Origin of the sequence: Streptomyces sp. NPDC053427 (assembly GCF_044544985.1) — a bacterium.
In the GTDB taxonomy this organism is placed as follows: Bacteria; Actinomycetota; Actinomycetes; order Streptomycetales; family Streptomycetaceae; genus Streptomyces.
Genome location: NZ_JBITYA010000017.1, coordinates 1 through 23,208, shown reverse-complemented (window position 1 = coordinate 23,208; position 23,208 = coordinate 1). Strand labels below are relative to the sequence as shown.

The 23,208-nt window shown below is 72.9% G+C and carries 21 protein-coding genes; 8 read left to right on the top strand and 13 right to left on the bottom strand.

Going from position 1 to position 23,208, the window contains the following annotated elements; genetic code table 11:
• Positions 1 to 102: 102 nt before the first annotated feature.
• From ACIGWZ_RS36310 to miaA, 5 genes are all read right to left on the bottom strand, one after another.
• The gene (locus ACIGWZ_RS36310) at positions 103 to 1,635 is read right to left on the bottom strand and encodes a M1 family metallopeptidase (RefSeq protein WP_400071771.1); all 1,533 of its coding nucleotides are present in this window, start codon (positions 1,633 to 1,635) and stop codon (positions 103 to 105) included.
• Between the two features lie 109 nt (positions 1,636 to 1,744).
• A complete protein-coding gene (locus ACIGWZ_RS36305; RefSeq protein ID WP_400071769.1) occupies positions 1,745 to 3,916 on the bottom strand; it encodes a RelA/SpoT family protein in 2,172 nt (723 codons plus the stop codon).
• Between the two features lie 170 nt (positions 3,917 to 4,086).
• The gene (dapF, locus tag ACIGWZ_RS36300) at positions 4,087 to 4,959 is read right to left on the bottom strand and encodes a diaminopimelate epimerase (protein ID WP_400071767.1); all 873 of its coding nucleotides are present in this window, start codon (positions 4,957 to 4,959) and stop codon (positions 4,087 to 4,089) included.
• Between the two features lie 54 nt (positions 4,960 to 5,013).
• A complete protein-coding gene (locus ACIGWZ_RS36295; RefSeq protein WP_400071935.1) occupies positions 5,014 to 5,556 on the bottom strand; it encodes a hypothetical protein in 543 nt (180 codons plus the stop codon).
• Between the two features lie 107 nt (positions 5,557 to 5,663).
• On the bottom strand, positions 5,664 to 6,602 hold the full coding sequence (miaA, locus tag ACIGWZ_RS36290; RefSeq protein ID WP_400071765.1) for a tRNA (adenosine(37)-N6)-dimethylallyltransferase MiaA: 939 nt from the start codon (positions 6,600 to 6,602) through the stop codon (positions 5,664 to 5,666).
• A 190-nt stretch (positions 6,603 to 6,792) separates the two neighbouring features.
• Here miaA and ACIGWZ_RS36285 point away from each other — a divergent pair, with 190 nt between their 5' ends.
• Positions 6,793 to 7,098 carry a hypothetical protein gene (locus ACIGWZ_RS36285; protein ID WP_400071764.1) on the top strand — a complete coding sequence of 102 codons (306 nt, stop codon included), beginning with the start codon at positions 6,793 to 6,795 and terminating at the stop codon, positions 7,096 to 7,098.
• 119 nt (positions 7,099 to 7,217) lie between these two features.
• Here the strand turns inward: ACIGWZ_RS36285 and ACIGWZ_RS36280 are convergent, their stop codons facing one another.
• Both ACIGWZ_RS36280 and miaB read right to left on the bottom strand, forming a co-directional pair.
• A complete protein-coding gene (locus ACIGWZ_RS36280; RefSeq protein ID WP_400071762.1) occupies positions 7,218 to 7,928 on the bottom strand; it encodes a class III extradiol dioxygenase subunit B-like domain-containing protein in 711 nt (236 codons plus the stop codon).
• A 92-nt stretch (positions 7,929 to 8,020) separates the two neighbouring features.
• The gene (gene miaB / locus ACIGWZ_RS36275) at positions 8,021 to 9,538 is read right to left on the bottom strand and encodes a tRNA (N6-isopentenyl adenosine(37)-C2)-methylthiotransferase MiaB (RefSeq protein WP_400071760.1); all 1,518 of its coding nucleotides are present in this window, start codon (positions 9,536 to 9,538) and stop codon (positions 8,021 to 8,023) included.
• Between the two features lie 317 nt (positions 9,539 to 9,855).
• Between miaB and ACIGWZ_RS36270 the strand changes: the two genes are divergently transcribed.
• On the top strand, positions 9,856 to 10,797 hold the full coding sequence (locus tag ACIGWZ_RS36270; protein WP_400071758.1) for a 4Fe-4S domain-containing protein: 942 nt from the start codon (positions 9,856 to 9,858) through the stop codon (positions 10,795 to 10,797).
• Positions 10,798 to 10,879: 82 nt separating this feature from the next.
• Here ACIGWZ_RS36270 and ACIGWZ_RS36265 read toward each other — a convergent pair whose 3' ends face one another.
• A complete protein-coding gene (locus ACIGWZ_RS36265; RefSeq protein ID WP_400071756.1) occupies positions 10,880 to 12,112 on the bottom strand; it encodes an FAD-dependent oxidoreductase in 1,233 nt (410 codons plus the stop codon).
• A gap of 166 nt (positions 12,113 to 12,278) precedes the next feature.
• Complete coding sequence (locus ACIGWZ_RS36260) at positions 12,279 to 12,908, bottom strand: maleylpyruvate isomerase family mycothiol-dependent enzyme (protein ID WP_400071754.1); 630 nt, start codon at positions 12,906 to 12,908, stop codon at positions 12,279 to 12,281.
• Positions 12,909 to 13,039: 131 nt separating this feature from the next.
• On the opposite strand from ACIGWZ_RS36260, the gene ACIGWZ_RS36255 reads away from it, so the two are divergent.
• Together ACIGWZ_RS36255 and ACIGWZ_RS36250 are read left to right on the top strand one after the other, a co-directional pair.
• Positions 13,040 to 13,942 (top strand): LysR family transcriptional regulator, encoded by a 903-nt coding sequence (locus ACIGWZ_RS36255; RefSeq protein ID WP_400071752.1) that lies wholly within the window; start codon positions 13,040 to 13,042, stop codon positions 13,940 to 13,942.
• Between the two features lie 56 nt (positions 13,943 to 13,998).
• Complete coding sequence (locus ACIGWZ_RS36250) at positions 13,999 to 14,997, top strand: TAXI family TRAP transporter solute-binding subunit (RefSeq protein ID WP_400071749.1); 999 nt, start codon at positions 13,999 to 14,001, stop codon at positions 14,995 to 14,997.
• Here ACIGWZ_RS36250 and ACIGWZ_RS36245 read toward each other — a convergent pair.
• The 4 genes from ACIGWZ_RS36245 to ACIGWZ_RS36230 form a co-directional block, all read right to left on the bottom strand.
• The gene (locus tag ACIGWZ_RS36245; protein WP_400071747.1) at positions 14,987 to 16,345 is read right to left on the bottom strand and encodes a DEAD/DEAH box helicase; all 1,359 of its coding nucleotides are present in this window, start codon (positions 16,343 to 16,345) and stop codon (positions 14,987 to 14,989) included. The two genes, ACIGWZ_RS36250 and ACIGWZ_RS36245, sit on opposite strands and share 11 nt — an antisense overlap.
• Positions 16,346 to 16,465: 120 nt before the next feature.
• The gene (locus ACIGWZ_RS36240; RefSeq protein ID WP_397902986.1) at positions 16,466 to 16,669 is read right to left on the bottom strand and encodes a cold-shock protein; all 204 of its coding nucleotides are present in this window, start codon (positions 16,667 to 16,669) and stop codon (positions 16,466 to 16,468) included.
• A 194-nt stretch (positions 16,670 to 16,863) separates the two neighbouring features.
• Positions 16,864 to 18,279 (bottom strand): ATP-binding protein, encoded by a 1,416-nt coding sequence (locus tag ACIGWZ_RS36235; protein WP_400071745.1) that lies wholly within the window; start codon positions 18,277 to 18,279, stop codon positions 16,864 to 16,866.
• Positions 18,280 to 18,294: 15 nt separating this feature from the next.
• Entirely contained in the window at positions 18,295 to 19,035 is a 741-nt protein-coding gene (locus tag ACIGWZ_RS36230) for a response regulator transcription factor (protein WP_400071743.1), read from the bottom strand.
• 298 nt (positions 19,036 to 19,333) lie between these two features.
• On the opposite strand from ACIGWZ_RS36230, the gene ACIGWZ_RS36225 reads away from it, so the two are divergent.
• The 4 genes from ACIGWZ_RS36225 (at position 19,334) to ACIGWZ_RS36210 (ending at position 22,889) form a co-directional block, all read left to right on the top strand.
• A complete protein-coding gene (locus tag ACIGWZ_RS36225) occupies positions 19,334 to 20,119 on the top strand; it encodes an amino acid ABC transporter ATP-binding protein (RefSeq protein WP_400071741.1) in 786 nt (261 codons plus the stop codon).
• 56 nt (positions 20,120 to 20,175) lie between these two features.
• Positions 20,176 to 21,087: a glutamate ABC transporter substrate-binding protein gene (locus tag ACIGWZ_RS36220; RefSeq protein ID WP_400071739.1), complete on the top strand. Its 912-nt coding sequence runs from the start codon at positions 20,176 to 20,178 to the stop codon at positions 21,085 to 21,087.
• 136 nt (positions 21,088 to 21,223) lie between these two features.
• Entirely contained in the window at positions 21,224 to 21,874 is a 651-nt protein-coding gene (locus ACIGWZ_RS36215; protein ID WP_400071737.1) for an amino acid ABC transporter permease, read from the top strand.
• A 73-nt stretch (positions 21,875 to 21,947) separates the two neighbouring features.
• Positions 21,948 to 22,889 carry an amino acid ABC transporter permease gene (locus ACIGWZ_RS36210; protein WP_400071735.1) on the top strand — a complete coding sequence of 314 codons (942 nt, stop codon included), beginning with the start codon at positions 21,948 to 21,950 and terminating at the stop codon, positions 22,887 to 22,889.
• Positions 22,890 to 23,208 lie beyond the last annotated feature (319 nt).

Genomic DNA, 23,208 nt, shown 5'->3' with positions numbered 1-23,208 from the left:
TGGTCGCACGGGCCGTTACGGCCCGTCACGCGGGTTTCCGGCGTTTTCGCGCGGCGGGGCCCGCTGTGCCTCGGACGGCCCACCGGGGCGGGCCCCCGCCGGTCAGTGCGCCCGTTTGGCCCGCCACTCCGGGTGGCCGGGCATCGGCGGGGTCTTCGCGCCGTACAGCCAGCCCTGGAAGAAGCCGGTCAGGTCCTGGCCGGCGATGTCGGAGGCCAGTCGGACGAAGTCGGCGGTGCCGGCGACGCCGTCGCGGTGGCGGGTCACCCAGGTGCGTTCGAGGCGGTCGAAGGCGGCGGGGCCGATCTTGTCGCGCAGGGCGTAGAGGACCAGCGCGCCGCCGTCGTAGATGGACGGCCGGAAGATGCTGATCTTCTGGCCGGGCTGGGCGGCCTTGGGCACGGCGGGCGGGCCGCCGTCGGCGCGCCAGCCGTCCGACTGCTGGTAGGCGCGCTGCATCCGGGTGTCGAGGGAGGCGGGGTGGCCGCCCTTCTCCTGGGCGTAGAGCGCCTCGTACCAGGTGGCGTGGGCTTCGTTGAGCCAGACGTCGGACCATCGGTGCGGGCTGACGCTGTCGCCGAACCACTGGTGCGACAGCTCGTGCACCATGACGGATTCGACGTACCACTCGGGCAGCCGGGCGGTGAACAGGCCCTTCTCGAAGAGCGAGAGGGTCTGGGTCTCCAGCTCGAAGCCGGTGCGGGCGTCCGCGATCAGCACCCCGTAGTTCTCGAAGGGGAACCGGCCGATCTTGCTCTCCATCCAGGCCAGCTGATCGGGCGTCTTGGCTGCCCAGCGGGCGAGCTCGGCGCGGTGGGCGGTGGGTACGACGTTCCGTACGGGCAGGCCGTGCGGTCCCTCGGCGTGCAGCACGGTGGACCGGCCGAGGGAGACCTGCGCCAGCTCGGTGGCCATCGGGTGGGCGGTGCGGTACGTCCACACGCGCCGCGGGCCGCGTTCGCTCTGCCCGGCGGGCTCTCCGTTGGCGACGGCCGTCACGCCCTGGGGCGTGGTGATCCGGAAGGTGAAGAACGCCTTGTCGGAGGGGTGGTCGTTGCAGGGGAAGACGCGGTGTGCGGCGTCGGCCTGGTTGGCCATCGCCAGCCCGTCGCCGGTGCGGAGCCAGCCGCCGTCGCCCCTGCCGCGCGGATCGCTGGTGTGCCGTACGACGATCTTCAGCTGCTCTCCCGGGGAGAGGCCGGCGGACGGGGTGATCACCAGGTCTTCGCCGTGCTGCTGGTGGCGGGCGGGCCGGCCGTTGACCTCTACGGATTGGACCGTGCCGCGGGCGAAGTCGAGGTTGAGGTCGTCGAGTGGCTCGGTGGCACGGGCGGTGAGCTCGGTGACGGCGTTCAGGGGGCGATCGTTGTGGCCGGAGTAGTCCAGGTCGACGTGGTAGGACGTGACGTCGTAGCCGGGGTTGCCGAGGGTGGGGAACAGGCGGTCGCCGATGCCGCGCGCACCGGGGACGCCGGAGGGCGGGGCCGCGCCGATGAGGGCGACGGCGGCCAGTGAGAGGGCGGTGGCCCGCCGGCCGGCCCGTGACGGGATCCATCGGCGCGCGAGGCGGGACGCCGGAGCGGGAACGGCGGGACGGTCGGGGTCGGGGGACGGTTGACGCGAGGGAAGCGACATGGGCTACGGCTATCAGCGCAGGTCCCCGGCCCGCGGATGGCACGGCAAAACGGCACCCGAAAGGGCGGTGGTTCGGGCGTCCGGCTTACGCCCGGGTGCGGGGAGGCCTTCAGGGGCGTAGCGCGGCGGTCGGCCGGGCCCGTCCCGCGCGCAACACGTCGAAGACGCCCGGGACTTCGCGCATGGCGCGCATCAGGGAGGGCAGTCCGGCGGCATTGGGCAGATGCAGGGTGTAGGTGTGCCGTACCCGCTGCTCGTGCGGGGGTTCGACGGCCGCGGACACCACGGCGACGCCCTGGGCGGCGATCGCTTCGGTGAGGTCGGCCAGCAGGTGCGGCCGGCTGAAGGCCTCGGCCAGGAGAGTTACCCGGCAGCCGTGGCCCGCCTTGCCCGCGCCCCGCCAGCGCACCCCGACCGGCTGCCGTCCGGTGGCCGCCATCCGTGCCACGACGGGGCACAGGGCGCGGTGCACGGTGACCGTGCCGCCCCGTACCGCGAAGCCGGTGACGTTGTCCGGCGGCACCGGGGTGCAGCAGCCCGCCAGCCGTACGGCGGCGCCGGGCAGGTCGGCGACGGCCAGGACGGCGGCGGGGGTGAGCTCGGCCGCATCGCCGGGGGCGGGGCCGGTGGCGGCGGGGGCCGTCCTGGGGGACTGGGGGGACGGCTCGCCCGCGTCGTCGCCGGTGGGCCGGGACAGCCACCGGGAGATGGCGAGCCGGGCGGCGGGGGTACGGGCGTGGTCGAGCCACTCGGGAGCCGGCCCGGTGGCGGAGTCGGGGGCCATCAGGAGGTGCAGGCTGTCGCCGTCGCGGAGGACGGTGGCGAGCGTGGCGAGGCGCCCGTTGACCCGGGCTCCGATGCAGCAGTGCGCCGCCTCGCCGTGCCGGGCGTAGGCGGCGTCCACACAGCTCGCCCCGGCGGGCAGACCGATGGCGCCGTCCGCGGGGCCGTTCGCCGGGCCGCCCGCGCAGAAGACCGTGATCTCCAGGTCCTGCGCCAGATCGTCGCGCAGCGAGCTCCAGAACGTGTCCGGGTCGGGTGTGGTGCGCTGCCACTCCAGGAGGCGCGAGAGCCATCCTGGGCGGGTGGGGTCGGCCCGCTCGCCGTCCGGGGCGTCCGCGCCGTCCGTCGGGGCGTAGGGGTTGCCCAGTGCGATCACGCCGGCCTCGGCGACCCGGTGCATCTGGTGCGTACGGATCAGCGTCTCGGCGATCTCCCCGGACTCGCCGGTGACGGCGGTGTGCAGCGACTGGTAGAGGTTGAATTTCGGCGCGGCGATGAAGTCCTTGAACTCGGAGACGACCGGGGTGAAGCAGGTGTGCAGCTCGCCGAGGACCGCATAGCAGTCGGCGTCCTCGGTGACCAGGACCAGCAGCCGTCCCAGGTCCGCGCCGGTCGGCTCGCCGCGGGCCATCCGGACGCGGTGCACGGAGACGAAGTGCCGCGGCCGCACCAGGACTTCGGCCTGGATCCTGGCCTCGTCCAGGGTCGTACGGACCCGCGCGGCGATGGCGGCGAGCGGGTCGGGCCGGCCGGCGTGCTCGGCGACCAGACGGCGGGTGGCGGCGTACTCCTCCGGGTGCAGGATCGCGAAGACCAGGTCCTCCAGCTCGGACTTCAGCGCCTGGACGCCGAGGCGTTCGGCGAGCGGGATCAGCACGTCGCGGGTCACCTTGGCGATCCGGACCTGCTTCTCGGGGCGCATCACGCCGAGGGTGCGCATGTTGTGCAGCCGGTCGGCGAGCTTGATCGACATCACCCGGACGTCGTTGCCGGTGGCGACCAGCATCTTGCGGAAGGTCTCCGGCTCGGCGGCCGCGCCGTAGTCGACCTTCTCCAGCTTCGTCACCCCGTCGACCAGGTAGCAGACCTCGTCGCCGAACTGGGCCCGCACCTGATCGAGCGTCACCTCCGTGTCCTCGACGGTGTCGTGGAGGAGGGAGGCGGTCAAGGTCGTGGTCTCCGCGCCGAGTTCGGCGAGGATGAGGGTGACCGCGAGGGGGTGCGTGATGTACGGCTCGCCGCTCTTGCGCATCTGACCGCGGTGCGAGGACTCGGCCAGCACATACGCCTTGCTCAGGATGTCCAGGCCGGCGTCGGGGTGGTGGCGGCGGTGCACCTTGGCGACATGTTCCAGGGCGTCGGGGAGGCCGTCGCGCGGAGCCGCGCCGAGCAGCGCGGCGCGCCCGATCCGCCGCAGCCCCTGGACGTCCAGCCGGGGGCGGCCGCGCCTGCGGCCCACTGCTTCGGCGTTATCAGGGTCAGTGGCCTCTGCGCTCATGGGCACCTCCGGCGGCGTCGACCGGCGCTGCGGCGCCCTCCCTCGGAATCACGCGGAACGCCCGGGCCGGTGCTTGATGCTACCGAGCCCATCACGCACCGCTGTCCACCTCTCGCTCAGCGTGAAACGGACCACCCATTCGAGCGAATTCCCGGACGAAAGCGTGCCTGTCAGGCGAGTTCCGTGGTCAGCCAGGCCGGGTCGAAGGTGCCCTCGGCGACGATGACGGCCGGTCCGGTCATCTCGACGGTGCCGTCGGGCTGCTCGGTGATCGAGAGGCTGCCGCCGAGGACGTCGACGGTGTACGTGACGGGCAGGCCGGTCTCGGCGGGGTCGGCCCCGTCCCGGCGGGCGGTGGCGACCGCGACCGCGCAGGCGCCGGTGCCGCAGGAGCGGGTCTCGCCCGAGCCGCGCTCGTGCACCCGCATCGCCACGTGCCGCGGGCCGCGGTCGACGACGAACTCGATGTTCACGCCGTCGGGATAAACCGCCGCTGGGCCGAACGGCGGTACGGCCAGCAGGTCGCCGGCGTGCGCCAGGTCCTCGACGAAGGCGACCGCGTGCGGATTGCCCATGTTCACGTTACGGGCCGGCCAGCTGCGGCCGTCCAGGGTGACCGTGACGCCCTCCGCGGGGAGTTCGGCGCGGCCCATGGAGACCGTGACATCGCCGGTCTTGGCGAGGTGCACGCGGCGTACGCCGGCGCGGGTGGCGATGGCCAGGTCCCCGGCCTCGACCAGGCCGGCGTGCAGCAGGTAGCGCGCGAAGACGCGGACGCCGTTGCCGCACATCTCGGCGATGGAGCCGTCGCCGTTGCGGTAGTCCATGAACCACTCGGCCTCGTCCGCCTGGGCGCGCGCCTCGGGGTGCGCGGCGGACCGTACGACATGCAGCACGCCGTCGCCACCGAGTCCGGCCCGCCGGTCGCAGATCCGGGCGACCGCGGCCGCGGACAGGTCGAGGCGGCCTTCGGGGTCGGGAACGATCACGAAGTCGTTCTCGGTGCCGTGGCCCTTGAGGAAGGCGATGCGCTGCGTGGTCACCCTTGAATCGTACGGGCGGACGCGGCGTGGGGCGTGGACGGGGTGCGGACCGGGTCAGCGCAGGCGGGCCACGCGCCAGATGGCGAGCGCCGCCAGCACGGCCACCATCGCGGTGTAGCCGAGGACGACGTGCCAGCGGGCCCGGCGGCCCGATCCGCGCGGCGGCAGTCCCGGCCAGGTGTGGCCGGCCCGGCGGGCGGCCATCATGCCCCAGCCGGCGGCGCAGCAGCACAGCAGCAGGCCGAGCATCGCTATCACCGCGCCGCCGTCCCCGCCGAACTCGAACGCGAGCGGGAAGCCGAACATCAGGGAGCCGACGGAGGCGAGCACCACGATCGGCGCGAGCTGCCACAGGCGCAGCCGGCGCGGCGGGCGCAGCTCCCGGAAGGACTCGCCGCCCTCCGCAGGAGCGTCGGGGCCGGCGTCCGGGCCGTCCGAGTCGTCCAGGGTGCCGGGCCCGCCCGGCGGGGTGTGAGCGGTGACGGCCGGGCCGTCGGGACCGTCCGGGCCGTCCTGGGCCAGCGGCATGGCGTCGGGCGCCGCGTCGGCGTCGCCGTGGTCCGTTTCCTGGGCTCTGTTGCGAGGGCCGGCCTCCATTGCCACGCGCCCTCCCCACTCAGACTGCACGCCTCGATCGAAGGTCGATGATGACACGCCCTCAGGGGCCCGGATGACGGCCGGAGCGTCCCGATGCCATGACGTGATCAGGCTGTGACCGGTCGTTCGAGCCACGCCAGCGCGAGCCGCGGCAGGTCCGCACGGTGGTCGGCGGCGCCGCTGAGCCAGTGGACCCGCGGGTCCCGGCGGAACCAGGAATCCTGACGGCGCGCAAAGCGCTTGGTGGCGCGCACCGTCTCCTCGCGCGCCTCCTGCTCGGTGCACTCCCCCGCCAGCTGCGCGAGCACCTGCTGGTAGCCGAGCGCGCGGGAGGCCGTACGGCCCTCGCGCAGCCCCGCGCGCTCCAGGCTGCGCACCTCGTCCACCAGGCCGGCGTCCCACATCCGGTCGACCCGCCGCGCGATCCGCTCGTCGAGTTCGGGGCGCTCGACGTCGACGCCGATCTGGAGGGTGTCGTACACGGCTTCGTGGCCGGGGAGGTTGGCGGTGAAGGGGCGGCCGGTGATCTCGATGACCTCCAGGGCGCGCACGATGCGGCGGCCGTTGCTCGCCAGGATCGCGCGGGCGGCCTCGGGGTCGGCGGCGGCAAGCCTGGTGTGCAGGGCGCCGCTGCCGTGTGCGGCGAGCTCGGCCTCCAGGCGGGCGCGGACCTCGGGGTCGGTGCCGGGGAAGTCGAGGGCGTCGATGGCGCCGCGTACGTACAGGCCGGAGCCGCCGACGAGGACCGGCGTGCGCCCCTCGGCGAGCAGCCGGTCGATCTCGGCGCGGGCCAGCCGCTGGTACTCGGCGACGCTGGCCGCCTCCGTCACGTCCCAGATGTCCAACAGGCGGTGCGGGACGCCCTGCTGCTCCTCGGGCGTGAGTTTGGCGGTGCCGATGTCCATGCCGCGGTAGAGCTGCATGGAGTCGGCGTTGATGACCTCGCCGCCCAGGTGGCGGGCGAGCGCAACGCCCAGATCGGACTTTCCGGCCGCGGTGGGGCCGACGACGGCGATGACCCGCGGAGCGGGAACGGCGGTGTTCACCCCGCCAGTCTCGCAAACATCACGCTGCCCTCCCGAACGAGCGACGTGACGGGCTACCGATGGCGTCGTTGCCTGTTCGAGGTCCCGAGAGCCGGTGCACAACCGGCGCCCCCGGGCGGCGCAATGGGACGCTCCGGGCAACGAGGGATTTCACCCACATGAGTACGGCATCGGCACGGTAGGAGCGGTTATGGGCCTGTTTTCGCGGTTTCGTCGGAGCAAGGAATCCCCGGAGAGCGAGGCGGCGGGGACGTCGGCCCGGTCCGTGGAGCCCGCGGAACCGGCCGACAAGGCGGAGGTGACGCCCGCGGCGGAGACCGGCGCCGAGCAGGCGCCGAAGGAGCAGGCGGCCGGGACGGCCGCCGCCACCGCGGACGGTGCGCAGGCCTCGCCGGGGGATTCCGACGCGGAGGCCGCCGAGAGCCCCGCAATCCCGCGGCAGCAGTCCGCGGACGCGGCGGCCGACAGCGACGCCTCGGACGGCGCCCGCAAGTAGGCCGGCGCCAGGGGGACGGGGGCCGCAGTGCGGTGCAGGAACCGGCCGGGCCGCCCCGCCGTGCCACGGCGACGGCCTCCGGGCGGGGCACCCCGCGGCCGTCGCTCCGTACGGTCGCGCTAGGACCAGCTCGCCACGAAGTAGCCGACGCCGTACGGCGCCTCCTCGCGGAGCAGTTCGCCGTGCAGGCCCGCCCCCTGGGCGGCGCCCGCCAGGACCTGCCAGCAGGCGCGGCCGGATGCCTGGAGGTCGAAGGCGAGCTCCTCGTCCAGCGCGGTCAGCGCGGCGGTGTCGGCGGCGCCCAGGGCGCGGGCCGCCGCGGCGTCGAACGCCTCGGCCCGCTCGTCGAAGTAGCCCGGTGCCTTCACCGTGCGGCGGGCGCTGCCGTCGCCCATCACCAGGAGCGCGACGCGGGGTGCGGAGGCGGCGATCTCGCGGCCCACCGGCAGGCAGCGGTCGCGGGTCAGCGGTTCCCCTATGCCCAGTCCCTCCACGGGGGCGTCGTCCCAGTCCGCGCGGGACAGCAGCCAGGCGCCGACGGCGAGCGACGGCGGCAGCTCCCGGTCGACGACGCCCTCCGCCGCGCCCAACGGCACCTCGAGGTCCACCCCGAAGCCGCGGAACGAGCCGAGGGCGCCCTGCGGGTGCGGTCCGCGCCCGGCCTGCTCGGCCGGGCCGAGGACGATCAGCCGGTCCGGGCGGGCGGCGGCCAGCACCCCGACCGCGTCGAGGCAGGCGGCCCGCAGCGCGTCCAGCTCGGGCGCGGCGCCGGCGGCGACCTCCGGGACGAGGAGCGGCGGGCAGGGACAGATGGCGGCGGCTACGAGCATGCCACGCAGCGTAACGCCCCGGGTGTGGGGCGCCGCGCCGTGACCGCCGGTTCGGACGGGCCGCCCCCCGGGAGGCGGCCCGGAGGTGCGGCTCAGTCGCAGCCGCAGCCCGCCGTGGGAGCCGGGGCGGGCGCCGGGGCGCCGATCGTGGGCAGGCCGAGGAGAACGCCCTTGGGCTTGTCCGCCGGGGCGGCGTTGCGCTTCTCCCAGGCGTCGCCGGCCCGGGTGCGCCGTACGGTCCGGGTCGGTCCCTCGGCGAGGAGGTGGTGCGGGGCGGCGTAGGTGATGTCGACGGTCACGATGTCGCCGGGGCGGACCGCTTCGTCGGGGCGGGTGAAGTGGACCAGGCGGCTGTCGGGGGCGCGGCCGGACAGCCGGTGCGTGGCATCGTCCTTGCGCCCCTCCCCCTCGGCGACCATCACCTCGAGCGTGCGCCCGACCTGCTTCTTGTTCTCCTCCCAGGAGATCTCCTCCTGGAGGGCGACCAGCCGCTCGTAGCGCTCCTGGACGACGGCCTTGGGGATCTGGTCCTCCATGTCGGCGGCCGGGGTGCCGGGGCGCTTGGAGTACTGGAAGGTGAAGGCCTGGGCGAAGCGGGACTCGCGGACGGTGTGCAGGGTCTGCTCGAAGTCCTCCTCGGTCTCGCCCGGGAAGCCGACGATGATGTCCGTCGAGATGGCGGCGTCCGGCATGGCGGCGCGCACCTTCTCGATGATGCCGAGGAAGCGCTCCTGGCGGTACGAGCGGCGCATGGCCTTCAGGACGCGGTCGGAGCCGGACTGCAGGGGCATGTGCAGCTGCGGCATGACGTTGGGCGTCTCGGCCATGGCGGCGATGACGTCGTCGGTGAAGTCACGCGGGTGCGGGGACGTGAAGCGGACCCGCTCCAGGCCCTCGACTTTCCCGCAGGCCCGCAGCAGCTTGCTGAACGCCTCGCGGTCGCCGATGTCGGAGCCGTAGGCGTTGACGTTCTGGCCGAGCAGGGTGATCTCGCTGACGCCCTCGGCGACCAGCGCCTCGACCTCGGCGAGGATGTCGCCGGGGCGGCGGTCCTTCTCCTTGCCGCGCAGCGCGGGGACGATGCAGAAGGTGCAGGTGTTGTTGCAGCCCACGGAGATCGACACCCACGCGGCATACGCGCTCTCGCGCCGCGTCGGCAGCGTCGAGGGGAAGGCCTCCAGCGACTCGGCGATCTCGACCTGCGCCTCCTCCTGGACGCGGGCCCGCTCCAGGAGGACCGGCAGCTTGCCGATGTTGTGCGTCCCGAAGACCACGTCGACCCACGGGGCCTTCTTGACGATGATGTCCCGGTCCTTCTGCGCCAGACACCCGCCGACCGCGATCTGCATGCCGGGCCGGGCCGCCTTCTTGGGGGCGAGCTGCCCGAGGTTGCCGTAGAGCCGGTTGTCGGCGTTCTCGCGCACCGCGCAGGTGTTGAAGACGACCACATCGGCGCCGTCGGCGTCCTTGGGCGCCCGGACGTAGCCGGCATCCTCCAGGAGGCCGGACAACCGCTCGGAGTCATGGACGTTCATCTGGCACCCGTAGGTGCGGATCGAGTAGGTCTTGGGAGAACGCACGTCATGGCTCCGGTCGCTGCTGCTGGTCATCCTTCAAGGTTAAGGGGGCGCCGGGGAAGCACTCGCCCCCGGCGGCGGGGAGGGCGCCGCCGCCGTTCGCGGCCCCCGGCCCGCGTCACCGGCGCATCGTCGGGCCGTCACCGCCGGTGACGCACGGGGACCCGTCCGACGAGCAGCGTATTGACATGAGCATGGCTTTTCCATGTCCTTCTGCGCTCCCCGTGAGAGACGCGGCAACCAGAAGAAACAAGACCTGACGCCCCTTCCGCTTCCGGCCGCCACCGGGGAATCCTCGTGCCACGGAGACCGGAACACCGGTACGCAGCACACACGAAGTGAGTCACACCATGCACGAGGACGACGCACCCACCGCCCGCCCCGAACCGGCGAACGGACCCGACGCCACCGACTGGTACGTGGACGAGCGCTGCACCAACTGCGACGTCGCCAGACAGCTCGCGCCGGGCCTGATCGGCGAGGCCGGCGGACGGTCCGAGATCCTGCGGCAGCCGCGCGGCCCGGCGGAGGACCGCCGGTTACACGCCGCCGCGTTCGCCTGCCCCACGCGTTCCATCCGCCGCCCTTCGCGTCGGCTCGACGCGGCACGGGATCCGTTCCCGATGCCGCTGGGCGACGCCGACGACGCCGACGACACGGTCCTCCTCTGCGGGCACAACTCTCCGCACACCGCCGCGGCCAACGCGTTCCTCCTGAAGCGTCCGTCGGGGGCGATCATGATGGTCGACACCCCTCGCTGGAGCGAGGCGCTGGCCACGCGGTACGAGAAGCTCGGCGCCGTCACCGACGTACTGCTCACCCACCGGGACCACGCGGCGCACGGCCGCCGCTACGCCGACCGCTTCGGGGCCCGGCTGTGGATCCACGAGGGCGATCTGGACGCGGCCCCGGATGCCGACCGGATTCTGCGCGGCACCGGGACCGTCGAGATCGCCGAGGGCGTCCTCGCCCATCCGCTCCCGGGCCACACCAGGGGAAGCGTGCTCTACGTCGCGGACGAGCGGTACTGCTTCAGCGGAGACAGCTTCTACTGGTCGCGCGCCGACGACGACATCGCGGTGGCGGAGAGCGTCACCTGGTACTCGATCACGGAGCTGGCCGCGTCGCTGGCGCGTACGGCCGGCCGGCTGCGTTTCGAGTGGCTGCTCGCCGGACACGGCGACCGCAAGCGTCTGCCCGCCCCGGAAATGGCGCAGCGCATGGAGGCGCTGACCGCCCGCGTCCGCGAGATGCGGCCCCGGCCCATCGACTTCACCGCGGTGCGCTGGTGAGCGGCTGGGCGAGGCGCGTACGAGGTCCTCGGCCGGGTGGTCGGACGGGGCCGCCGCCAGGCGTACCGGACCGGACGGGCGCTCACCGTACCGACGCGGCCGGCGGGCGTTCGCGTACGGCGCCGTAGGCGAGGAAGTACGCGGGCACCCGGTTCAGCCACCGCGAGGTGGTGAGCAGTTCGGCCACCCGCTGGGCCCGCCGGGGATGGCCGAAGGGTGCCTCCCCGGCCAGCACGGGTGCGATGACCCGCGCATGGGCGAACCGCTGCAGTGCCTGGGTCAGGGCCGCGGTCGGCCACCGGCGGCGCTGGATGCCGCGTACGTCCCGCAGGCCGACCGCGCCCGCGCGCAACGGCCCGACCAGATGCCGGGCGGCGGCGACGGCGTCCTCGACGGCGAGGTTGATGCCGATGCCGAAGACCGGCGACATCGCGTGCGCCGCATCGCCGATGCACAGCAGCCCCGGCCGGTGCCAGCGCCGGAGCCGGTCGAGCCGTACGTCGAGCAGCTTCACCTCGTCCCAGGAGCGCAGTGCGTGCACCCGGTCACCGAGCCAGGGGGCGGCGGCCCTGAAGGCGGCCGTGAACGCCTCCAGCCCGGCGGCGCGGCGCGCGGCGTCGGTGCCCTTGGGGATCAGCGCGGCGCACTGCCAGTAGTCGCCGCGGTCGATCATGGCGGCGAGGAGCCGGTCGCCGACGCCTCCCACGAGCCCGCGCGGGTCGCCGTCGCGCCGCGGCAGTCGGAACCACCACGCGTCCATCGGGCAGGCGAAGCTCCGCAGTCCGAGTTCGGGCAGCGACCGGGCGAGCGAGCCCCGGCCGTCGCAGGCCACCGTGAGGGTGGCCCGCAGCTCACCGGTACGGCCGTCGGCGGTGCGGTAGTGCACTCCCGCGACCCGGCCGCGGTCCCTGAGGAAGGAGGTCGCCTCGGTGCTCATCCGCAGGGAGAAGGACGGCTCCCGGCGGGCCTCGTCCACCAGGAGGTCGAGGAGGTCCCACTGCGGCACCATCGCGATGTAGTTGAACCGGCCGCGCAGCACGGAGATGTCGCCGACGGTGGCCAGTGACCTGTCCGGGCCGATCGGCAGCTGAACCGTTGTCACCCGCCGCTGCGGCAGACGCGCGAAGCGCTCGGTCAGCCCCAGCTCGTCCAGCAGCGCCAGCGTGGAGGGGTGCACGGTGTCGCCGCGGAAGTCGCGGAGGAAGTCCTGGTGCTTCTCCAGGACCGTGACCGCCACTCCCGCCCGGGCCAGCAGCAGGCCGAGAACCATTCCGGCGGGCCCGCCACCCACCACACAGCACGTGGTCCGCTCCATCGCAACCGCTCCCTTCGGCGACGTCCCGGGACCTCGGCCGCACCGCGGTGAGCGGGATGCGGCGGACCGGGAGCAACGTGACGGTGAGAGACGTTCCGCGGCGGCGGGGAGAAGAAACGGGCGAGGACGCGGTGGGCGGGGCCGGGGCGTCGGGCGGCGCGGAACGTCAGGCGGCGCGGAAGCGGTCGCTCCGCTCGCCCCTCAGCCGCCCCGGTGGCAGCTTCCGGCCGAACGTGACCAGCAGCAGGTCCTGGGCGGTGCCGTGCACGGGGGTGCCGGTGCCGAAGGACCAGTCGAGGTCGTCCGCGTGCAGGGCGATGCCGGAGAGGTCGGCGCCGAAGAACTTGGCGGTGCGCAGGGCGGTCGCGTCCAGGACGGTGCGCAGGCGGTCGTCGGGGACCCGGCGGTCGAGGCCGAGGGCGACGGTGATGTCCAGGCCGTGGACCACGTCGTGCCCCAGCGCCGAGGTGAGGCCGCCGACCGGCGGCGTCCAGGGATGGTGCGCGTTGTCCCGGAGGAAGGCGGCGAGTTCCCGGGGCGCGGCGTCGGCCGCGTCCTTGCGGGCGAGGCGGTCGGTCATCCGGTTGAGGCTGCCGCGGGCCTTGAGGAGCTCGCGGGCCTGCCGGGGGAACGAGTGGCGGAAGCCCATCGACATATGGGCCACGACCTCCCGCACCCGCCACCCCGTGCACAGGGTCGGCGCGTCCCAGGCGTCGGGCGGCAGGGCGTCCAGCAGATCCGCCAGTTCCCGGCGTTCGGCCGCTATGGCGGCCTTGATGTCCATGGTGTCGGCCATGAGTGATCTCCTCCCCGGGGCCCTGGTCGGGGCCCGGGATCACGGGTGTGACCAGGGCCGTCACCCCAGGCTGTCGGGAAAGCGGCGAGAAGTCCAAGAAATGGATCTTCTGGTCGCTAGAATCCGTGGTTATGGAACTCCGCCAGCTGCAGTACTTCGTCGCCGTCGTGGAGGAGGCCCACTTCACGCGTGCCGCCGCCCGTCTGCATCTGGCGCAGCCAGGGGTGAGCGCGCAGATCCGGCAGCTGGAGCGGGAGCTCGGGCAGCCGCTGCTGGACCGGTCCGGCGGGTCGGTGACGCCGACGGAGGTGGGCGCGGCCGTGCTGCCGTATGCCCGGGCGGCGCTGGCCGCGGTCGAGGGCGTGCGGGCCACGGTGGACGAGTTCACCGGGCTGCTGCGCGGCCGGGTCGCGGTCGGGATGGTCTCCGGGGCGGCCTCCGACAGATTCGAGGTGGCCGCCCTGCTGGCCGATTTCCATGACGCCCACCCCGATGTCGAGATGGCGCTCACCGAGGACAACTCGGAGCGGATGCTGGCGGCGCTGCGCGACGGCGCACTGGACCTCGCGCTGATCGGGCTGGCGGACGAGCCGCCGCCGGGCATCTCGGCCCGGATCGTGCTCGATGTGCCCCTGGTCGCCGCCGTCGCGCCCGGCGACCCGCTCCTGGCGCACGCGGGCCGTACGGGCATCGCGCCGGCCGCGCTCCGCGACCGCCCGCTGATCAGCCTGCCGCGCGGCACGGGTCTGCGCGGGGTGCTCGAACGTACCTGCGCGGCGGCCGGCTTCCGGCCCCGTATCGCCTTCGAGGCCGCCTCGCCGCATCTGCTGGCACAGCTCGCCGCCCGGGGCCTCGGAGTGGCCGTGGTGCCCGCCCTGCCGGCCGAGGCGGCGGACACCTACGGACTGCGCACGCTGCCGATCGGCGGGCAGCCGCCGCCACGTGGCCGGATTGCGCTGGTCTGGCGGACGGACGGGCCCGCCACCCCCGCGGCCAGGGCCTTGCTGGGCCTGCTGCGTGAGGCCCTCCAATAGCACGGTTGGGTATCTTCCCCTCCCCTTGACGCCCCAGTGCTGGCAGGATCCCGCCCATGGTCACAGCACTCCCCCGAATAAGCGGCCGCCGGGCACTCCAGGTGGCGACCGCGGCGCTGATCGCGCTCCTCCTGGCGGCGTGGGGGCTGTTGACGATGCGCGGCGAGCCTGAGCCGGGCGGGCGGGTGACGCTGGCCACCGGTGTGCCGACGGGGGTCTATGCGCGCTACGGGGAGCTGCTGAAGCAGGATCTGGCGCACGAGATGCCGGACGTGGATCTGCGGCTGGCGGGCAGCGAGGGATCGATCGACAATCTGCGGCAGCTCGTCAGCGGACGCGCGGGATTCGCCATCGCCACGGCGGACGCGGTGTCCACCTATCAGGCCCGCGGCGAGGCGGGCGCGGACCGGCTGCGGGCCTGCGCGCGGCTGTACGACGACTACATGCAGCTGGTGGTGCCGAGGAAGTCCGCCGTCCGCTCGGCCAAGGGGCTGCGGCGGCTGCGGGTGGGCGTCGGGTCGGACGACTCCGGCGTGCAGCTGATCACCCGGCGGCTGCTGAAGGCGGCCGGGCTGGACTTCGACAAGGACATCGAGCCGGTACGGGTGGGCATCGACCGGATGCCCGCGCTGCTGGAGCGGGGGAAGCTGGATGCATTCTTCTGGTCGGGCGGGCTGCCGACCACCGCGGTGCAGCATCTGGCGCAGCGGTTCCCGATCCGGCTTGTGCAGCTCGGGGACCTGAGCGAGGCGCTGCACGCGCAGGGCGAGCCCACCCGCTACTACCGGGCGGCGGTGATGCCCGCCGATGCCTATCCCACGGTGCAGAACGGGCAGGCGGTGAAGACGATCGCGGTGGCGAACCTGCTGGTGACGACGGACCGGGAGGATGCCGCGCTGACGTTCGGCATGACCCGGACCGTCATCAACAGCCGCGACCGGATCGGGCGCCAGGTGCACGCCGCGCAGCGGGTGGACCTGCGGACGGCGGTGTTCACCGATCCGCTGGCCCTGCATCAGGGCGCCCGGCGCTACTACGTGTCGGTCAAGCCCTAGGCGCGTTGGCGGTGCGGCGGGCGGGACGGCCACGGCGGGGGCGCCGGCGCCGGGTGCCGCCGCCGGGGGAAGCGGCCGCGGCTGCCGGGGCGGGCGCGGCGAGCACCACCGCGACGCCGGAGGGGGTCCGGGCGCCGGTGATCCTTATCAGGTCCTCGTGCCCGGGCCGGACCGTGGCGGCGGACGGGGTGATCTTCGCCTGGCGCATCAGCCGGGTCATGTCGCGGCGCTGGGCGGGCGTGACCAGGGTGACGACCGTGCCGGACTCGCCGGCGCGGGCGGTCCGGCCGCCGCGGTGCAGGTAGTCCTTGGCCTCGGTGGGCGGGTCGACGTTGACGACGAGGTCGAGGCCGTCGATGTGGATGCCGCGGGCGGCGACATTGGTGGCGATCAGCGCCGAGGCATGGCCGGTGCGGAACTGCTCGAGGGTGCGGGTGCGCTGCGGCTGGGACTTGCCGCCGTGCAGCGCCGCGGCGCGCACGCCCTGGGCGAGCAGGTGCTTGGTCAGCCGGTCGGCGCCGCGCTTGGTGTCCACGAACATGATCACCCGGCCGTCGCGGGCGGCGATCTCGGTGGCGGTGGCGCGCTTGTCGTCGTCGGCCACGTACAGGACGTGGTGGTCCATGGTCGTGACGGTCGCGGCCGAGGGGTCCACGGAGTGGGTGACCGGGTCGGTCAGGAAGCGGCGGACCAGCTTGTCGACATTGCGGTCGAGGGTGGCGGAGAACAGCATCCGCTGGCCGTTCGGATCGACCTTCTCCATCAGCCGGGTGACCTGCGGGAGGAAGCCCATGTCGGTCATCTGGTCGGCCTCGTCGAGGACGGTGATCACGACGTCGTCGAGCACGCAGGCGCCGCGGTCCAGCAGATCGGCGAGCCGGCCGGGGGTGGCGACGAGGACTTCGGTGCCCCGGCGCAGCGAATCGACCTGGCGGTTGATGGAGGTGCCGCCGACGACGGTGGCGGTGCGCAGCCCCAGCGCCTTGGCGTACGGCGACAGCGCGTCGGTGACCTGACCGGCGAGTTCGCGGGTGGGGACGAGCACCAGCGCCAGCGGGCGCTTGCTCACCGCCCGCTTCCCGGCCGTACGGCTGAGCAGGGCGAGCCCGAAGGCGAGGGTCTTACCGGAGCCGGTGCGGCCGCGGCCGAGCACATCGCGGCCGGCGAGGGTCGCGGGCAGGGTGGCTGCCTGGATGGGGAACGGCGTGCTGACACCTTGCGCGCGCAGCGCGGTGAGGAGGGCCGGTGCCAGCGGCAGCTCGTCGAAGGAGCCGGCGGGCGGGGTGGAAGACGCCGCGGCGGACGGCTTCGGGGCGGCGCTCTGTCGCGGTGCGGTCGCTCGGGTCACGGAAAGCCCTTCAGGTGGAGGGGGTGGGGTTGTCCGGAGGAAGCGGACGGCTCCCTACGGAAACGGAACGGGGCCCGCACCGGGGTGGCCGGTGCGGGCCCTGTCCGCGACGCAGGTGCGTCAGGCGGGGACGATGTTCTCCGCCTGCGGGCCCTTGGGGCCCTGGGTCACGTCGAAGGTGACCTTCTGGCCCTCGAGGAGCTCACGGAAGCCCTGGGCCTGGATGTTCGAGTAGTGGGCGAAGACGTCGGGGCCGCCGCCGTCCTGCTCGATGAAGCCGAAGCCCTTTTCGGCGTTGAACCACTTCACGGTGCCGGAAGCCATGTTTTTCTCCTTCATGGGGCAAGCCGGAGACCGCACCGTGCGGCCTCCTTGTCGCCGAGATGATCGCCCCACACCGGAACAGGTCCGGAAAAACAAGGAACGCCCGGGGCTACCAGCCTCCGGGCGCGCACAAAGTTCATGGGTACCACAACTGCAACGTCGGCAAGACTAGCACAGACGTGCAGGAGGGCAGGTCACGGTGCGGTCCTCGGCACGGTGACGGTGACCGTCAGACCGTGCGGCGGATGCGGAGCGTAAGCGATGGCGGCGCCGCCCGCGGCCAGCAGCGCGCGGCTGATCGACAGGCCCAGGCCCGAGCCGGAGACGTTCTGGTGGCGGCCGCTGCGCCAGAACCGGTCGCCGATCCGGGCGAGTTCGTCGTCGGTCAGGCCGGGTCCGCGGTCGGCGACGGTGATCGTCACGCATGCGCCGTCCGCCGCGACGGCCACCGTGACCGGCTCCTCGGGCGGGGTGAACTTCAGGGCGTTGTCGACGACGGCGTCAAGGGCGCTGGAGAGCGCTATGGGGTCCGCCCAGCCGGTGACCGCGCTGTGGCCCTCGTAGGAGAGCCGGACGCCCCGGTCCTCGGCCAGCGGGCGCCAGGAGTCGACGCGCTCGGCGGCCAGCGCCGCGATGTCGGTGAGCTGGACGTCGGCGGCGGCGTGCTCGGCCAGGGCCAGGTCCAGGAGGTCGTCCAGGACGCGGGCCAGCCGCTTGCCCTCGGTGCGGACCGAGGCGATCTCCTCGTTGCCGTCGGGGAGTTCGAGGGCCAGCAGCTCGATCCGCAGCAGCAGCGCGGACAGCGGGTTGCGCAGCTGGTGGGAGGCGTCGGCGACGAAGGCGCGCTGCTGCTCGAGGACGTCCTCGACGTGGTCGGCCATCTCGTTGAACGAGCGGGCCAGCCGCCGCAGTTCGGGCGGTCCGGCGGTGGCGGCGACGCGGGCCTTCATCCGGCCGGTGGCGATGTCGTGGCTGGCCGTGTCCAGCACCCGTACCGGCCGCAGCACCCAGCCGGTGAGCCGGATGGCCGCGGCGACGGCCACGAGCATCGCCACGCATTCCCCGGCCGCGATCACCAGCCAGCCGCGCAGGATGCGGGCGCGCATCTGCCCGGTGGGCGAGTCGGTGACGACGACGGCGACCACGTCGCCGTCGCGGATGACCGGAGAGGCGACCGCGATCCGGCCGCCCTCGTCCCAGGGCCAGATCTGCCGGGGGTCATGGCTGCGGCGCCCGGCCAGCGCCTCGCTGAAGGCCCGGGCGCCCTCGCCTTCGCGGGGCACCGACAGGCCCCCGGGGGCGGCGGCCATCGGGGTGTGGTCGCGGTAGTAGACGCCGGCGCGGATGCCGTAGAGGTCGTCGTAGCGGGCGAGTTCGCTGCGGAGCGTGGCGCGCCGCTCGTCCTCGTCGGGACTCTTGGTGGCCTCGCCGGCATCCGGGCGGGCGGTCACGAACTGGGCGAGCGCGGCGAACCGCGCGGCGTCGTCGATCCGGTCGACGACCACCTTCTGCTGCTCCACACCCGCGGTGATCACGGCGAGCGGCACACCCAGCGCGAGCAGCACACCGGCCATGAGGACGATGAGGAGCGGGAGGAGTCGGGTGCGCACGTGATCGGAGGGACGTCAGGACGCCGGAGAAGCGGGCGTCCCGGCCGGCGCGCCGGAAGCGGGGACCACCAGCCGGTAGCCCACCCCCCGTACCGTCTCGATCAGCGCGGGCATCCGGAGCTTGGCCCGCAGCGAGGCGATATGCACCTCCAGGGTCCGGCCGGTCCCCTCCCAACTCGTGCGCCACACCTCGCTGATGATCTGCTCCCGGCGGAAGACCACCCCGGGACGCTGGGCGAGCAGCGCCAGCAGATCGAACTCCTTGCGGGTGAGCGGTACCGCGGTGCCGTGCACCGACACCTGGCGGGTGGGCAGTTCGACGGTGACCGCGCCGAGGTGCAGCGCGTCCTCGGCGGCGGACTCCTCGGCCTGCGGCTCGCCGCTGCCGGTGGTGGTGCGCCGGCTCACCGCGTGGATACGGGCGAGCAGTTCGCCGGTGTCGTAGGGCTTGACGACATAGTCGTCGGCGCCGAGGTTGAGGCCGTGGATGCGCGAGCGGACGTCGGAGCGCGCGGTGACCATGATCACCGGGGTGGTGCTCATCCTGCGGATCCGGCCGCACACCTCGAAGCCGTCCTGATCGGGCAGCCCGAGGTCGAGCAGCACCACCGCAAACGGCTCGGCGTCGTCGGGCAGCAGGGCCTGCAGCGCCTCCTCGCCGCTGCGGGCGTGCCTGACCTCGAGGCCGTGCCTGGCCAGCACCGCGGACAGGGCCGCGGCGACATGGTCGTCGTCCTCGACGAGCAGCAGTCTCATCCGGCCTCCTCCTTCGGTGCGTGCGGTCGTGCGGTGTCTGCGGACGGCGGCCCCTGCGTACAGGCCACAGGGCATCTACGGCGATAGGAGGCGTGCCCGTCAAGAGGGAGCCGCCTGCCGGCCACCATCCGTTACCCAGCCGGTACGACCGGACGCTCCCGCTCCGCCGTGCCCCGTTCACGCGGAGTGTCCCAATGCGGCCGGATCGTTATGCTCAATTCTCCCTCAGATGTAATGACGCTGGTCGCGGCCCGTCATTAGGGTCCTCTCCAACCGAGGAGGACGGAGCTGTACGCCGATGAGCGAAGTATCGGTGACCAAGAACGCCGAGGGTCCCGCCCCGACGGGCGATCCGCTGGTCGTGCTGGACAACGTCAACAAGCACTTCGGCGCGCTGCACGTGCTCCAGGACATCGACCTGACGATCCACCGCGGCGAGGTCGTCGTGGTGATCGGACCCTCCGGGTCCGGCAAGTCGACGCTCTGCCGCACCATCAACCGCCTGGAGACGGTCGACACCGGCGGCATCACCATTGACGGCAAACCGCTGCCGCAGGAGGGGCGGGAGCTCGCGCGGCTCCGCGCCGACGTGGGCATGGTCTTCCAGTCCTTCAACCTCTTCGCGCACAAGACGGTGCTCGAGAACGTGATGCTGGGCCAGGTCAAGGTCCGTAAGAAGGACAAGAACGCCGCCGCCGAGAAGGCCCGCGAACTGCTCGACCGGGTCGGCGTCGGCACTCAGGCGGACAAGTACCCCGCACAGCTGTCCGGCGGTCAGCAGCAGCGCGTGGCGATCGCCCGTGCGCTGGCGATGGACCCGAAGGTGATGCTGTTCGACGAGCCCACCTCCGCGCTGGACCCGGAGATGATCAACGAGGTGCTGGAGGTCATGCAGCAGCTCGCCCGGGACGGCATGACGATGGTCGTGGTCACGCACGAGATGGGCTTCGCCCGCTCCGCGGCGAACCGTGTGGTCTTCATGGCGGACGGCCGCATCATCGAAGAGGCCGAGCCGAACCAGTTCTTCAACAACCCGCGCAGCGACCGCGCGAAGGACTTCCTGTCGAAGATCCTTCACCACTGAGGCCGCAGTTGGGCCACGATGATTGCCAACGTTTGCTGAACCTAAGGATGTTCACCATGAAGATGCGTAAGACGGCTGCGGCGGGTGCGGCGGTGCTCGCGCTGGCGGCCACGGCGACGGCGTGCGGCGGGAAGTCGGGCTCGGCGGGGGACAAGGCCGCCGGCGGTGTGATCTACGACGGCACCTACACGGTCGCCAAGAACGTGAAGGTCGACTCCCCTGTGCTCAAGGCGGCACAGAAGAAGGGCGTCCTCACCATCGGCGTCAAGGCCGACCAGCCGTTCCTCGGCTTCCAGGACCCCTCGACGAAGAAGTACTCCGGCTTCGACATCGAGATCGCCAAGATGGTCGCGGCCGACCTGGGCTTCTCCGAGAAGCAGATCAAGTTCACCACGGTCGACTCCAGCGCCCGTGAGACCAAGATCAGCAATCACGATGTCGACTACTTCGTCGGCACGTACACGATCAACAGCGAGCGCAAGAAGCAGGTCGGCTTCGCGGGCCCGTACTACACGGCCGGCGCGGACCTCCTGGTGCGCAAGGACGACAAGTCCATCACCGGCCCGGACAAGCTCCAGGGCAAGACGGTCTGCTCCATCAAGGGCTCGACTCCGCTGCAGGAGATCAAGAACCCGAAGTACGGCGCCAAGACCACGGAGCTGACGAAGTACTCGCAGTGCGTCACCCAGCTCCTCAACGGCGGGGTCAACGCGGTCACCACCGACGACGCCATCCTCAAGGGCTTCGCCGCCCAGCGTCCCACCAAGCTCCGGGTGGTCGACCGTCCGTTCACCAAGGAGCCGTACGGCGTCGGCGTGGACAAGGACGACAAGGCCCTGCGCAAGGCGATCAGCGAGGCGCTGGACAAGCACATCGACAACGGTGACTACAAGAAGGCGTACGACAACACGCTCGGCAAGTCGGGCTCGAAGTACTCCGCCCCCAAGACGCCGCTGCCGCAGTACTGAGACGCAGCCGCGCCGGTGACCACGCCGCCCCGTACGCCCGCCGCGGCGGGTGTGCGGGGCGCGTCGCCTCCCGGTCGCCGCGCCGCCCGGCACCGCCCCTTCCCACCGCCGACCTGACCGCTACCGCGGAGACCCCATGAACGTACTCCTCGATTATCTGCCCGAGTTCCGGGACGCGTTCCTCGGAACGCTGGCGATCACCGCCGTCAGCGCGGTCATCGCGCTGGTCCTCGGCGTGCTCATAGCCGGCTTCCGGGTCTCTCCGATTCCGCCGCTGCGCGCTTTCGGTACGGCCTGGGTCACGCTGCTCCGCAACACCCCGCTGACGCTGCTCTTCCTGATCGCGTTCTTCGTCGTACCGGAGATCTTCTTCAAGGGCGCCAGCCCGTTCGTGCTGGGCATGCTGGCGCTCGGCTTCTACACCTCGTCGTTCGTGTGCGAGGCCGTACGGTCCGGTATCGGCACCGTGCCGGTCGGCCAGGCGGAGGCCGCGCGCAGCATCGGCCTGACCTTCGTCCAGACGCTGCGTCTGATAGTGCTGCCGCAGGCCACCCGCACCGTGCTGCCGCCACTCAGCAGCATCTTCATCGCACTGACGAAGAACTCCGCCGTCGCGGGCGCCTTCAGCGTCAACGAGCTGTTCGGCGGCTACGCCAAGTTCCTCGGCGAAAAGGGATACGCGATCGCCGCGATCTTCCTGTGGGTGGCCCTGGCCTATCTGGTCATCACCTTCGCCATCAGCGGCATCTTCCGGCTGCTGGAGCGCCGGATGGGGGTCGCCCGATGAACGGACACGGCAGTGGGAAGCGCATGACGGAGGTGCCGCGCGTGGGCGGGGCGGAACGAAGCGAGGTCTTGGCATGAGTGGCGCCGGCGTTCTTTACGACGTACCAGGGCCGAAGGCGAAGGTGCGCAACCGCATCTACAGCGTCGTCGGTGCCCTCGCGGTGGTCGCGCTGGTCGGGTTCGTCGTGCTGCGGCTGAACAGCAACGGCGATTTCGCCCCGGCGCGCTGGGACATCTTCAACTACGCGGGGGTGCGCAACAGCATCGTCGACGGTGTGCTGGCCACCCTCAAGGTCTTCGCGATCGCCGCGGTGCTCTCGCTGGTCCTGGGCGTGCTCCTCGCCGTGGCACGGCTGTCGGACCGCCGGCCGGTCCGCTGGCTGGCGACCGGGTTCATCGAGCTCTTCCGCTCCATCCCCCTGCTGATCACCATCTTCGCGATCTGGGTGGCGCTGCTCAACAACCGGGCGGCGCTCGGTCTGGGGGACGGCGAGCCGCAGTTCTGGGCGCTGGTCGTCGGTCTGACGATCTACAACGGTTCGGTGCAGGCCGAGGTGCTGCGGGCCGGCATCCTCTCCGTCCCGAAGGGGCAGCGCGAGGCCGCCTATGCGCTGGGGATGAGCAAGACGCAGGTCATGACGACGGTGCTGGTCCCGCAGGCGGTCCGGGCCATGCTGCCGACGATCGTCAGCCAGCTGGTGGTGACCCTCAAGGACACCTCCCTGGGCTATGTCATCACCTTCGAGGAACTGCTCTACAAGGCGCAGCTGCTGGCCGGCAACATCACGGTCGACGGCGAGAACCCCTACGTCCAGGTCATCATCGTCGTCGCCGCGATCTACATCGCCATGTGCCTGGCCCTCTCGGCCCTCGCCAACTGGATCGAGCGCCGCGGCCGCCGGGCCAAGACCGGCATCTCGGTGGCCGAGGCCGGCGACACGGGCACGGCCGGCGCGGTGCCGGCGGCGGGCGTGGAGACGGCAGCCGCCGACGCGACGGCCGGCACGGCGAACTGACGGCACGCCAGCACCGGCACCCCGGCGGACGGGGCAGGGACGGTACGGGGGCGGGGGGGGGGGGGGGGGGGGGGGGGGGCGGGCCCCCCCGCCCCCCGGCCCCCCCCCCGGGGGGGGGGGGGCGCGCGGGGGGGGGGGGGGGGCGCCCGGGGGCGGGGCGCGCCCCCCGGGGGGGGGGGCCGCCCCCCCCCCCCCCCCCCCGCCCCCCCCCCCGGCGGGGCCCCCCCCCCCCCCGCGGGGGGGGGGCGGGGCCGCTCCCGTGCGTCCGTGGGCCCGTTCGCGGGGCTCAGTCGTGCCAGGCGCCGAGCTGGTCCAGGAG